Source organism: Desulfitobacterium dehalogenans ATCC 51507 (genome assembly GCF_000243155.2).
In the GTDB taxonomy this organism is placed as follows: Bacteria; Bacillota; Desulfitobacteriia; order Desulfitobacteriales; family Desulfitobacteriaceae; genus Desulfitobacterium; species Desulfitobacterium dehalogenans.
In genome coordinates this window covers 3,524,833-3,538,100 of the sequence record NC_018017.1, presented here as the reverse complement: position 1 = coordinate 3,538,100, position 13,268 = coordinate 3,524,833, and the positions used below count along the sequence as shown (strand labels likewise).

Here is a 13,268-nt window from a genome sequence, read left to right as displayed (position 1 = left end):
ATAGAGAACTTAGGCATATAGCCGCAGGTCTCTTATTTTTTATTATCCTTTTTAACGTTTTGGGACTAAAGTCTTATCTCAATTAATCCGATAACTCATATATAGAGAAGATTCAGCAGTTAGGAGTTTTGCACCAAGTGAATCACGATAGAGAGATTTAAAGTGTAATATAAAGGAGGACTATATATGGCAATACGTACCTATGGTTTAAGCGGTTCAGGCATGGATGTAGATCAAATGATTAAGGACATGATGTCGGCCCGGCGGGAGCAATACGATAAACTCTGGCAAAAGAAAACTCAGCTGGAGTGGAAAAAAACCGATTATAATACCATGTACAATACAATAGAGAACTTCCGCAATACCACAGCTTTTAACTATCGGCTGTCCAGCACCACAATCCCTAAGATCGTGACCTCATCAGCAGATAGCATTGTTACCGCTACAGCCAATGCCGACGCGGCCAATGTAAGCCGCAGTATCAACGTGATCAATCTGGCGGAGGGAGCGAAAATCACCAGTGGGCAAATGGGTTCAGGAGCTATTAAAGACAGCCTGGTTTCTCAGCTTAATATGGCGGAGGAAAAGTTTAACCTGGTGCTCAGCGATGGTGTTGGATCGAAAACCATAGAAGTGGATCCAACCAAAAGCATCTATGACTTTGTCAGTGACTTGAATAAATCAGGTTTGAAGATTAGAGCCAGCTATGACGCTGCCCTGGATCGCTTTCAGATAAGCACGACAGGAACAGGGAAGGATGTGGCTATTGATTTTGGAGAGACAACGGATCCTGCCGGTATAGATTTTCTTACTGATAAGTTAAAGCTAGATATTGCGAGGGTAGAGGGTAAAGATGCTAAGGTCGAACTAGATGGCGCTGAAATTACCCATTCCGGCAACACCTTTACCGCCTTTGGCGTGACCTATACTCTAAAAGCAAAAGGCGAGGCTAACATCCATGTCTCGGCCGATAATGGGAAAGCCGTATCTGCAGTCAAGGATTTTGTTGAACAATACAACAGTTTGCTGGAAACGATCAATAAGGAACTGAATGAGGCCAAATACAAAAGTTACATGCCCTTAACCAATGAGATGAAGGGTGCGCTAAGCGATTCTCAGATTACTCAGTGGGAAGATATGGCGAGAAGTGGCCTGCTGCGCAATGATTCTACTCTGCAGTCCTTGATCTATAGGCTGCGCAATGATATAGCGAGTCCTATCAGTGGAGTTGCAGGCAAATATAATTCTTTATCTTCTATAGGTGTGACCACAGGAAAGGATTATCTGGAAGGCGGCAAGCTTTATCTTGATGAAACCAAGTTGAAGAAAGCTCTGGAAGAGGACCCGGATATTGTGAACAAACTGTTTGGTTCTTCCGGAGAGGATCGAAATAGCCAAGGGGTGGCGGTGCGCCTCTATGATTCCTTGAAATCAACTATGGATAACATTAAGGAAACAGCAGGCGTCACCGGTACCATTAAAGGTGATACCGAAAGTACTTTGGCAAAGCAAATTCGCGATTACGAAAAAAGTTTAGATCGCATGAACGACCGCCTTGCCCAAATGGAAGATCGCTATTATAAACAATTTAATGCTATGGAGTTAGCTTTGAGCAAATTAAGTCAACAAAGCAACTGGCTGGCGAATATGTTTAGCAGTGGAAATTAAAAGGGAGTGAAAATATGTTAAATTCCCAAATGGCGGCCGCTTACAAAAACCAGCAGATCATGACAGCTTCCCCGGAGCAGTTAACCTTGCTGCTTTATAATGGCGCCTTAAGATTCCTTAACGAGAGCATCCAGGCCTTGGAAAGCGGCGATAAGGAAAAATCTCACCACTCCAACCTCCGCGTGCAAGCGATTATTCGCGAATTCATGGGTACCTTGGATATGAATTATGAGATCGCCAAGAATTGGGCAGCTCTTTATGAGTATATCGAGCACTGCTTAATTGAAGGCAATATAAAAAAAGACGTACAGCAGCTGCGTAACGCCAAAGCAATCCTGGAAGATATGCGCAATACCTGGCAGGAAGCCATGAAGCTGGCCCAACAAGACAAAGTGGCCGGGGTTTAGAGGAGGAAAAAGGGTATGACTGAGAAAACTCCGGAATCCTTATGGCAGGACTACCTTTTCCTCACCAAAGAAATGCTGAAATTTCTTGACAAAAAGGATATGGAGCTGTTCCATGATTTGATGAGCCAGCGGGAACGGATGCAGACTCTCATTGAGGAGACTCCGGACCAAGGTTTCAGAAGTTCCCCTGAGGGGAGAAAGCTCCTGACTGAGATCCAGGGGGAAGACCAAATCCTCATGAGTCACTTTCAAGCGACTCATAGTAAAGCAAAACACCATCATCAAGTAGCGGAAGCCTACTCAGGTGGGAACCAGCGTCCTGTGAACCACAGAAACTGGGTGCGCTAACCTGACTACCCAGTCCAGTGCTGAAAGGAGGAATTCTCATGATCGTTATTGAGCCAATTCAGCCTAATAATCAGAAGACCATGATGCCTGTGGATGCCTATCCCGGTCAAAAACTGGAACGATCTCAAGAAATACCCCGGCCGGTAGTCGAGCGTAAAAACGAGATTCCCAATGCCCGGGAAGAGATTCCCCGTGAGGAAGTTGAGAAGGCAGTGGATAAATTGAACCGCTTTATGGGCTTGATTAATAAAGGAATGCGGTTCGAGGTTCATGAAGAGGACTCGGAGGAGATCCTGGTGCGGATCGTAGACCAGGACTCGGAGCAGGTTCTTAAGGAATCCACACCGAAATGGGTGATGGAGCTACTTCATAATCTAACCGATGCTGCCGGATTATTTGTTGATCAAAGAGTTTAACAGGTTCATTGTTAAAATGCCTCCATCCTTGGTGTTCTAAAGGATTGAGGCGCTTTTTGTGTCTGTTGTGCCATCGAATAAGGGCTCCGTCAGGAAATACTTTCGGAAAGCTCAAAGCAGTATAATCTAATCACTTAGTTGTTCTTTTTTAAATACTGGTTGAATACATTCATATTATTTCTTCGTAAATTCCATGTATGATTCTTTCTGTTATCCAGAAAATCTCAATTTATATCAGGTGTCGTCATCATAATAATAGTCGAAAGCAAAAAACACTTCGATTTTCGGAGTGTTTTTTGCCTGACTGGGAGAAATTAGGATGAAAGTCCTATATAAACAGGACACGTTTATAAGTAAAATAGAATTTGTATTCCAAAGAAAATGTAGTAATGTTTTATTTACACTTGGATTAAGGGAATGTTAGTATAATTAAAGCGGAAAAAAAGATATATTTGGGAAAAGCAAAGATTTCTTGATAGACTCCTTGCTTGGAGGAATTACAAAAAGCGTGGCGAATAAAGAACAATGGATGCCTCTGCCCATGGGGCTTCCACCGATTACATAATGGATTGGGTACAGTGTTTGGCTTATTTTTTCGCATATCTGAAAGTCATATCTGCGGTGCACTGAGGCAACCGGCGACTTCAGTCAGGTTTTTCCGTGTACAATGAAGAAGCAAAAGTTAGGGGTGGAGCTGCATATGAGCCAGGAAGATAATCAAAACTTGGGAGTCGATTTGGGAGAGTTTCTGGATTTTTATCTTCTCGATTCACAAGAGCAAATTGAAAAGCTTGCAGCGGGTTTGCTGCAACTTGAGAAAGAAGGCAATAATGTCGGGCTGATTAATGATCTCTTTCGTTCTGCACATAGTTTAAAAGGAGCCTCCGGAACCATGGGGTTTACTTCCATAGTAGCATTGACTCATTCTGCTGAGGATTTACTGGATCGGCTGCGTCAAGGCAAGATGGAAGTTTCACTCTCCATGGTTGACGTTCTTTTAGCGGTTACGGACCGTGTCAAAGAAATGTTAGGCCAGGTGGAAAAGCGAGAGGAAATCACCGTCGAGTATCAAGACTTGGTGGATGAAATGCGGGCACTCATGGATGGCAGAACCCCGGCTGCGATTAAAGAAGACAGTGACAGCCGGAATGAGGGTTCGGCCTCGGCCTCGAATTATACACGGGTAGATTTTCAACTGTCTGATGAAGTAGCGGAACAGGTTGAAGATTCTCAGGATATGGGACATGGAGTGTATCAAATCGATATCAAGTTTGCTCCCAATACTTTGATGAAAGCAGTCCGCGCAGTCATGGCGGTGCAACGGATGGAGAACTTGGGTAAAGTAGTCAAGCTTCGTCCCAGCGTGGAAGAACTGGAAGTGGGCGGCCAAGACGGCTTTGCGATGCTGATTTTATCCGATGATCCCCCTGAAGAGATTCGTTCGGAAATTCTCTTGGTCTCCGAGCTGGCAGAGGTAGAGATTCATCCTTACCTCATGGGTGAGGCGGTTAATAGTCCTGTTGTCGAAGAAGTGGCGGCTGCAGCTCAGGCGGCTGAACTACTCCCGGTAGTGGAACCGACTCCTTCCCAGCCTGTGCAGCCAGAGGTAAAGCCTGTTCAAGAAATACCGGTCAAGGCGGTAGCACCGGCTTCCAATAAGCCTGCTTCCGGCAACGGAAACAATGCTGCCGTTGATGGGAATAATCAAGTACATACGATTCGGGTCGATACTGTGCGTATGGATAATCTGATCAATTTGGTGGGCGAGATGGTGATTACTCGTACTCGCCTGGTTCAAATCGGCCAGGAGCTTAAGGAACAGTATCGCATGGATGCTTTAGTGAATAATCTTAATGAGACTACAGTGTATCTTGGGCGCTTGATGAGCGATTTGCAGGAAAGTGCTATGCGTTTGCGCATGGTTCCTATCGGCACTGTATTCAGCCGTTTCCCCCGTTTGGTTCGCGATCTCGCCCGTAAGACTCAAAAGGAGATGGAACTGGTCCTCCGGGGGGAAGACACAGAGTTGGATAAGACGGTAGTGGAAGTCATCGGCGATCCCTTAATGCATTTAATCCGCAACTCCGTGGATCATGGCATTGAGACTCCGGAGGAACGCCGGGCAGCCGGTAAACCGGAAGTGGGCACCATCACCTTGGATGCCTATCATGAAGGGAATCATATCGCCATACTGATTTCCGATGATGGAAAAGGCTTGGATCTGAACAAGATCTACGAAAAGGCTCTCAACCGTGGGCTGGTTAGTGAGAGGGAAGGCCTCTCGGATCGGGATATTGCCAATTTAATTTTTATGCCGGGATTTAGTACAGCGGACAAAGTGACGGATATTTCCGGTCGGGGCGTGGGCATGGATGTGGTTAAAAAGGCCTTGAATAATTTGGGCGGAATGATCGATATTACTACCCGCCAGGGCCAAGGGACCACCTTTACCATTCGTCTTCCCTTAACCTTAGCTATTATCCAAGCCTTATTGGTTGAAGTGGGTACAGAGATTTATGCTGTTCCCCTATCCTCTGTCTTAGAGACCTTGCTGGTTGAGAGCAAAGACATCAAGAATGTGGGCGGATTGCCCATGGTTCAGCTTCGTGGCAACACCCTTCCCCTCATCTCACTTCGGGACAAATTCGCACTTCCTGCACCTGAGGCAGAAGCTGAAGAAGTCTTTGTGGTGGTAGTAGGGCTGGGAGATAAGGCTCTGGGTCTGATTGTGGACGGGTTGCGCGGTCAGCAAGAAGTAGTGATTAAATCTTTAGGCGACTTCTTGAATAACTTACCGGGTATTGCCGGAGCAACGATCCTAGGGGATGGAAAAGTTACCTTGATTCTTGATATCGGGAGTTTGATTCAGGATATCCTTGTAGCAAGGAAAGGCTAAATATGACTACGTAACTTGGTATTAGAATATAATGGTACATCTGATTATAGAGGAGGAGACTAGGATGGCGGAAGAACAATTAGTGACATTCGGTCTGGGTTCAGAAGAATTTGGTGTAGATATTATGTGTGTACAGGAAATTATTCGTATTCCTCCCATCACCCGAGTGCCTAAGGCCCCGGAATATGTGGAAGGGGTCATCAATCTGCGGGGCAATGTTATTCCTGTGGTGAGCCTACGGACCCGTTTTGGGATGGAACGTGTGGAAGAAAGCGATTTAAGCCGGATTATTGTCCTTCAAGTACAGAATAAAGTTTTTGGAATTCGGGTGGATGCTGTGACAGAAGTTCTGCGTTTGGATACCGAATCCATTGAGCCGCCACCGCCTGTCGCCTTAGGGATGGACTCACATTTTATCCGCGGAGTAGGCAAGATAGGAGAACGTTTGCTGATTCTTCTCAACCTCGATCACATCATGGGTGGAGAGATGAATCATGAATCAGCCTAAATCCCCAATCACCGTTTTGATTGTGGATGACTCACCCTTTATGCGCTTAACTTTGCAAAAAATATTAAGTCAGGATCCGGATATTAAGGTACTGGATACGGCTCGGGATGGCAAAGAGGGAATTGAAAAGCTACAAGTTCTTCGCCCTCAAGTGGTGACCATGGATATTGAGATGCCTCAGATCGACGGACTCCAGGCTTTGAGTGAAATCATGCGTTGGCAGCCTACCCCTGTCATTATCCTCAGCGCTTTGACCACAGAGGGAGCCCAGGCCAGTGTTAAAGCCTTAGAAGCCGGAGCCTTCGATGTGGTTGCCAAACCCTCCGGGGGACCGGGTGCGGATATCCAGGCTTTAGCTCGGGATTTAATCGACAAAGTTAAAGCTGCTGCTCAAGTGGATCCGGGACGATTAAATAAAAAAGGATCCGTAAGCAGAACTCCGACTAACCCAGGAAGCCGGCCGGCCTGGACAGCTGGAACCGCTGGTGAAAATGTTCCTCGTGCCGGTACGAGTACTTATCAGAGTTCTCCCCAAGGATTACCATCCCCAGGGAATGCGGGTTCTATCTTAGGAAGTCCGAAAGGACGCTCCCTGGATGGCGGAGAGGGCTTGCCCAGATATCCAGTCGAGATTGTCGCGATTGGTACCTCCACCGGAGGGCCATCCGCTTTGCAAGCTGTATTAACCCAGCTTCCAGGTAATTTTCCGGTACCGGTGCTGGTGGCACAGCACATGCCTCCTGGCTTTACCGCCCCCTTGGCCCAGCGCCTTAATGGGATGTCCCCCCTCACCATACGAGAAGGGGTTCATGGGGAGGTTTTAAAAGCAGGAACCATTTATTTTGCTCCCGCCGGTAAGCAGATGCAGGTTCAAAGCCGTGGCTCTCAGCTCTTTCTACATATCGGCGATGAATCTCCGATTACCACCCTCTATCATCCATCGGTGGATGTGATGTTTCTGTCCTTAGCGAAAGAGGTAGGTAAAGGTACCCTGGGTGTGGTCATGACCGGAATGGGAAATGACGGGCTCAGGGGAATGCGGGAGATCAAGGAACGGGGAGGCTATGCTATCGCAGAAGCTGAAGAGACTTGTGTAGTTTATGGTATGCCCCGGGCCATTGTGGATGCAGGATTAGCCAACCGGGTGGTTCCTTTGGGGGAGATCGCCCGGCATATTGTTGAATGTGTGCAAAGGAGGTAACGACCATGGGTATTTTCGGGTCGATGGATATTAGTGCTTCAGGATTAACCGCTCAGCGGTTGCGCCTGGACGTCATATCCAATAATATTGCCAATATCAATACCACACGAACAGGACAGGTAACCGAAGCAGGAAACCAAATCCCTTATCAGCGTCAGATGGTTGTGTTTAAAGCAAGAGGTGTGGAGTCAAGTTTTGCTGAGACTTTGAATCAAGCCTTGCAGGGCAGAAATGTAAGTTCCGCTGCTTTACTTCAGGGGCAATCCACTCTGGGTGCCACCGGCAACGGTGTAGAAGTTCAGGCGATTGCTGGAGATACCCTGCCATTTCGATTTGAGTATAATCCGGAATCCCCGGATGCCGCGCAAACTCCTGAAGACGGGATTCCCGCCGGTTATGTGCGCTTGCCCAATGTGAATATCGTTACCGAAATGGTGGATATGATTTCGGCTTCTCGGGCCTATGAAGCCAATGTTACAGCATTGAACGCTTCCAAATCCATGATGAGCAGAGCTCTTGAGATTGGGAAGGGGTGATTAATCCATGGCTATTAATCCAATTGTTCCTGTCAATCCTTTAATGATGAACCAAACCATGCATTCCATCCAGGAGAATAATCCTGTCGGGGATAAAGGGTCTCAAGTTCCTGCCGGGGCAGGTAAAGTGGGGGCTGATTTTAGGCAGTTTTTGCAGGAAGCCCTTCATAAAGTAGACAATCTTCAAAAGGAAGCCGATGTGGCCAGTCTCGGCTTAGCCACCGGACAAATTCAGGATCTTCATACTGCGGTGCTTGCGATAGAGAAGGCCGGTCTTTCGTTATCCTTAACTGTGGAAGTTCGCAATCGGGCTTTAGATGCCTATCATGAAGTCATGAGGATGCAAATATAATCTATGTACATTAATTTATGTACATATGTTAATACGGTTTTCCATGAAGGAAATTTGGGGTCTAAGATGAGTCAATATATAAAAATATTATCTATTTATGAGGGTTCTATTAACGGATAATTAATGTTTGAGGAAAGGAGGAGCGATGTTGAATTTTTCGTGGGCTGAAATCAAAAAATCAATTCTTGAATTTTGGGGCAAACTCTCTCGCCCACAAAAGGTCATTACCGTTGCCGCTCCTCTGGCAGTAGCAATTGCACTGATATCATTGCTTTATTGGGCAAGCCACCCCAGCTATGTAGCCATTTTTACGGAATTGACAGATATCAAAGCCGGAGAAATCACTTCGGAATTAGAAGACTTGAAGGTTAATTATAAATTGGGAAGTAATGGTTCTGCTATTTTGGTTCCTGAAAAAGAGGCGGCGGCGATTCGCCTGAAGCTGGCTAATGCAGGTCTGCCTAAGGGGAGCCAGTTTAGCTGGAGTGAGAGCTTAGACAAGACGCGCGTCGGGGAGACGGAATCCGACCGGCGGCTGCGTTACAACCTCGGTTTACAAACTGAGCTGGAGACCACCCTGAAGACCTTAAGCAGTGTCAAGGACGCCCGGGTCCATTTGGTCATACCTGAAGAGACCTTGTTTATCGAGCAACAGGAAGATACTAGGGCAGCAGTAACTCTGACCCTTAAAGAAGGCAGCTCCATTAGTGAAGATCAGATCCGGGGGATCGCCAATTTATTGGCCGCTTCGGTGAAGGGTTTAAAATTTGAAAATGTGACCATCGTGGATTCCAATGGAAATACTCTTTCCGATGTTCTGAACGAAGACAGTCAGCCGGGAAAAATGACCGCTACCCAAATTCAGCTTAAGCAGCTTACAGAGGAAAATATTCGTAAATCTGTGCAAAGTATGTTGGATAAAGCATTTAGTGCAGGAAAAACCATCGTCAGGGCTAATGCCACCTTAAACTTTGATCAAGTTACTACAGACACCGTAACTCATGGTCCCGGCGCAGTGCTCAGTGAATCCCATACCACAGAAACGACGACCAATACCTCACCCGGAGGAACAGCTCCGGGAGTCAACACCAATGTGCCGGGCTATTTGGCGCCGGACGGGACATGGATTACTTCATCCTCCGAAAAAACTTCGGACACTATTAATCATCAAGTGGATACGACCCAGGAACAACGGATTAAAAACCAAGGAGACATCGGACGCCTCACTGTTTCCGTGCTCCTGGATGCTGACAGCATAAGTGAAGATCAGATAGAGCAGATCGAAGCCATCGTCGCTTCCGCTGCCGGAATTGATCGTAATCGCGGAGATGAGATTCAAGTGGCTGCTTTGCCTTTTGATAAGACAGGTGCCCTGGAGCAAGAGCAGGCATTGGCGGAAGCAGCTCGTAAAGAACAAATGCGTACCTATATCGAATGGGGTGTAGGGGCACTTTTAGCCTTAGGGTTCATATTGGTTCTTTTCCGTATGCGCTCCAAACGCAAGCAAGATTCAGAGTCCATGGGGCTTGGTCAAGAGCTTCAGCCTGTTCCACTGGCAGCAGCCGAAGAGCTTCTTCTTGCTCAGCAGGAAGCTGAGAGGGAAGTCGAGCTTAAGCTTGCCCAACAAAAGCAGAAGTCTGCTGAAGAAATTCAGCGCCAGAAGATCAAGGAATCTGTGGATATCTATGTGCAGAATAATCCTGATGAAGTGGCACGTCTTGTTAAAACTTGGTTAGCGGAGGAAAAGTAAGATGACCCAGCAGCTTACTGGAATTCAGAAAACGGCCATCCTTATGATTGCATTAGGGCCAGAAAAATCAGCGAAGGTGGTACAGCATTTAGCGGAGAATGAAATCGAACAGCTGACGCTGGAAATGGCCAATGTACGTAAGATTTCATCAGAACAGCGGGATAAGGTCATAGACGAGTTTTATCAGATGTGTGTGGCCAATGATTATATCGCTCAGGGTGGTATTGATTACGCCCGGGAGGTTTTGGAGCGGGCACTCGGTGAGCAGCGGGCCTTTGAGATCATCACACGTCTCTCTTCTTCCTTGAAGATGCGTCCTTTTGATTTAGTACGACGCACAGACCCCAAACAATTGCTTTCCTTTATCCAAGGAGAGCATCCCCAAACCATCGCCCTGATTATGACTCATTTACCGCCGGATAAAGCGGCCATTCTCTTATCAAGCCTACCCCAGGAAAGACAAGCAGATGTAACCAAACGGATTGCCTTAATGGGAAGAACAAGTCCTGAGGTCTTAAAAGAGATTGAGAAGATACTTGAACGCAAAATATCCAGTCTCGCTCCTACGGATTACACTACATCCGGTGGGATTCAAAGTGTGGTGGATATTCTTAACCGCAGCGATCCCAGCACCTTGAAGGTGGTCATGGATTCTCTGGAAGTGGATGATCCCGAACTGGCTGAACAGGTTAAACGTCAGATGTTTGTCTTTGAAGACATCGTTATGCTGGATGACCGGGGAATTCAGCTGGTGCTTCGTGAAGTGGATATGAAAGACCTGGCCCTTTCCCTTAAGGGCTCCAATCCGGAAGTGGGACAAAAGATCATGGCCAATATGTCATCCCGGGCATCCCAAAACTTGCGGGAGGATATGGAATTTATGGGTCCGGTCCGCTTAAGAGATGTAGAAGAAGCCCAACAGCGTATTGTCAAAGTAATTCGCCGACTCGAGGAAACAGGTGCAATCGTCATTTCAAGAGGTGGCAGTGATGAGATTATATACTAGGTCGAGAGTGGTCAAAAGCCATACCGTAGAGGTCAGCATGCCCTGTATCGTGGAATCTCAGACAGAGGTCTTTCAATTCCTAAGCAATCGTCTTTCCGTAGTTCGTGATCGGAATGAAAGTCTATCTCAGGGAGAGGAATTTCCCCGGCTTAAGGGGGAGGAAAAATGGGAACCTTCAGCCGCCGCGATCCATGACGAAGACGAAGCCTTGACAAAGGCTCGACTTGAGCAGGAAGCCAGAGCTAAGGAAATCCTTGCCGAGGCTGAAGCCCTCCGTGCTCAGGCTCAAACAGAACTTGAAAAGGCCCAGGAAGAAACGGTTAAGATTCTGGAAAGAGCACGAGTGGAAGGGGAAGAAGCTGCTCTGAAGCTTCGCGAGGAAGTCTCTCACCAGGCTTATGAAGAAGGGCTCGCCCAGGGATTAGCCCAAGGGCTTCAGGAAGGCATAGCCCAGGGAAAACAGGAAGCTGAACAGATGAAGATAGAAGCCCGGAACATCCTTGCCCTTGCTCAAAGGGCTGCTCATGAGGAATGGAGTAAAGTGGATGAAACACTGCTCCAGATGGCGTTGAAGGTTGCTGAGAGAATTCTTCGTGTCCATATTCTGGAGCACCCCAAGCAGTTGCTTCAGCGTATTCGTGCCCTGTCCCTGCTCCCCGAAGAGCGGGAGGGGTGGAAGCTCCATGTATCCACCGCGGACTACCAGTGGCTCTCCCAATGTTCAGAAGAAATTAACATCCCCCTTTTGGAGGATCAAACCTTAACCTCTGGAGACTGTTTCCTCGAATGCACCGAAGGTATTTTTGATGCTCGTGTAGAGGCTCAGCTGGAACGCTGTGAACAACTCCTGAGAGAGGAGCTAAGGCATGACCGATTGGAATAATCTGCTTCATAGAATAGATGATTTGGATTTGATCGTCTCTCATGGCCGGGTGGCCAAAATCGTGGGGCTGATGATTGAATCCGACGGTCCTCGTGTCAGTGTGGGAGAATACTGTAAGATCCATACCCGGCAGGGAAAAGAAATTCCGGCTGAGGTGGTGGGCTTTCGCAATTCCACCACCCTGCTGATGCCTCTAGCTGAATTAGAAGGAATCGCTCCGGGGGATCGGGTGGTTCCTCAACAACATAAGCTGGAAGTCGGAGTCGGGCAGGCCCTTCTGGGTAGAATTCTCGATGGACTGGGCCGGCCCTTGGATGGGCGTCCTATGGTTACTCATAAGGATTATCCATTGCAAAATTCTCCTCCCAGTGCTTTTCTAAGACCAAGAATTCGCGACCCTCTCAGTGTGGGGGTTCGCACGGTGGATGGGATGCTAACCATTGGCCGGGGACAGAGAATTGGGATTTTCGCTGGTTCAGGAGTGGGTAAAAGTACCCTGCTGGGAATGATGGCAAGGAATACCACAGCCGATGTGAATGTCATTGCTCTGGTTGGAGAACGGGGAAGAGAACTTCGGGACTTTATCGAGAAGGATCTCGGCGAAGAGGGCTTAGAGCGTTCCGTACTCGTGGTAGCAACCTCTGACCAACCCGCCTTGGTTCGCCTCAAGGCTGCTTTCACAGCCACGGCCATCGCCGAATACTTCCGGGACCAAGGCCAGGATGTACTCTTAATGATGGATTCCGTGACCCGCTTTGCCATGGCTCAACGGGAAGTGGGGTTGACCACCGGGGAACCGCCGGCAACCCGTGGCTATCCGCCTTCAGTATTTGCTTTGCTGCCCAAACTTCTTGAGCGCTCCGGCATGAGCGAGGTCGGAAGCATTACAGGGATTTACACAGTCCTTGTGGATGGGGACGATCATAACGAACCTATCGCCGACACAGTCCGTGGAATCCTGGACGGACATATCGTCCTAACCCGGGAATTAGCCATGCAGAACCATTATCCGGCCATTGATACGCTCCAATCCGTAAGCCGGGTCATGAATGATATTATCTCACCGGAACATAAAGAGCTGGCCGGAAAACTCCGGGAGCATCTTGCTATCTATCATGATGCTAAGGATTTAATTGACATCGGAGCCTATGTGGCAGGAAGCAACCCCCGTATCGATGCCGCAATCCAGCATATAGAAGGAATCAATGGTTTCCTCCGTCAGGACGTGGAGGAGAAAGTCTCCTTCGACGAAATGATCCAGCAACTTCATCAGGCCCTTATGTAAGATAAGGAGGCG

At 47.6% G+C, this 13,268-nt stretch carries 13 protein-coding genes; all 13 read left to right on the top strand.

Going from position 1 to position 13,268, the window contains the following annotated elements; genetic code table 11:
* The first annotated feature begins 186 nt into the window (after positions 1–186).
* The 13 genes from fliD to fliI all read left to right on the top strand — a co-directional run bounded on the left by fliD (position 187) and on the right by fliI (position 13,256).
* On the top strand, positions 187–1,668 hold the full coding sequence (fliD, locus tag DESDE_RS17145; RefSeq protein WP_014795290.1) for a flagellar filament capping protein FliD: 1,482 nt from the start codon (positions 187–189) through the stop codon (positions 1,666–1,668).
* A 14-nt stretch (positions 1,669–1,682) separates the two neighbouring features.
* A complete protein-coding gene (gene fliS, locus DESDE_RS17140) occupies positions 1,683–2,075 on the top strand; it encodes a flagellar export chaperone FliS (protein WP_014795289.1) in 393 nt (130 codons plus the stop codon).
* 15 nt (positions 2,076–2,090) lie between these two features.
* Positions 2,091–2,423 carry a hypothetical protein gene (locus tag DESDE_RS17135; protein ID WP_014795288.1) on the top strand — a complete coding sequence of 111 codons (333 nt, stop codon included), beginning with the start codon at positions 2,091–2,093 and terminating at the stop codon, positions 2,421–2,423.
* 38 nt (positions 2,424–2,461) lie between these two features.
* A complete protein-coding gene (locus tag DESDE_RS17130; RefSeq protein WP_014795287.1) occupies positions 2,462–2,839 on the top strand; it encodes a flagellar protein FlaG in 378 nt (125 codons plus the stop codon).
* 700 nt (positions 2,840–3,539) lie between these two features.
* Positions 3,540–5,735: a chemotaxis protein CheA gene (locus DESDE_RS17125; protein ID WP_014795286.1), complete on the top strand. Its 2,196-nt coding sequence runs from the start codon at positions 3,540–3,542 to the stop codon at positions 5,733–5,735.
* 64 nt (positions 5,736–5,799) lie between these two features.
* On the top strand, positions 5,800–6,243 hold the full coding sequence (locus DESDE_RS17120) for a chemotaxis protein CheW (protein WP_014795285.1): 444 nt from the start codon (positions 5,800–5,802) through the stop codon (positions 6,241–6,243).
* The gene (locus DESDE_RS17115; protein ID WP_014795284.1) at positions 6,230–7,444 is read left to right on the top strand and encodes a protein-glutamate methylesterase/protein-glutamine glutaminase; all 1,215 of its coding nucleotides are present in this window, start codon (positions 6,230–6,232) and stop codon (positions 7,442–7,444) included. Before DESDE_RS17120 ends, DESDE_RS17115 begins: the two co-directional genes overlap by 14 nt.
* Before the next feature lie 5 nt (positions 7,445–7,449).
* Entirely contained in the window at positions 7,450–7,980 is a 531-nt protein-coding gene (flgC, locus tag DESDE_RS17110) for a flagellar basal body rod protein FlgC (RefSeq protein WP_014795283.1), read from the top strand.
* A gap of 7 nt (positions 7,981–7,987) precedes the next feature.
* Positions 7,988–8,332 carry a flagellar hook-basal body complex protein FliE gene (gene fliE / locus DESDE_RS17105; protein ID WP_014795282.1) on the top strand — a complete coding sequence of 115 codons (345 nt, stop codon included), beginning with the start codon at positions 7,988–7,990 and terminating at the stop codon, positions 8,330–8,332.
* A 148-nt stretch (positions 8,333–8,480) separates the two neighbouring features.
* A complete protein-coding gene (fliF, locus tag DESDE_RS17100) occupies positions 8,481–10,082 on the top strand; it encodes a flagellar basal-body MS-ring/collar protein FliF (protein ID WP_028305616.1) in 1,602 nt (533 codons plus the stop codon).
* 1 nt (position 10,083) lies between these two features.
* On the top strand, positions 10,084–11,088 hold the full coding sequence (gene fliG / locus DESDE_RS17095) for a flagellar motor switch protein FliG (RefSeq protein ID WP_014795280.1): 1,005 nt from the start codon (positions 10,084–10,086) through the stop codon (positions 11,086–11,088).
* A complete protein-coding gene (locus DESDE_RS17090; RefSeq protein WP_014795279.1) occupies positions 11,072–11,971 on the top strand; it encodes a FliH/SctL family protein in 900 nt (299 codons plus the stop codon). Before fliG ends, DESDE_RS17090 begins: the two co-directional genes overlap by 17 nt.
* Positions 11,955–13,256: a flagellar protein export ATPase FliI gene (gene fliI, locus DESDE_RS17085; protein ID WP_014795278.1), complete on the top strand. Its 1,302-nt coding sequence runs from the start codon at positions 11,955–11,957 to the stop codon at positions 13,254–13,256. The genes DESDE_RS17090 and fliI overlap by 17 nt, the downstream gene beginning before the upstream one ends.
* Positions 13,257–13,268 lie beyond the last annotated feature (12 nt).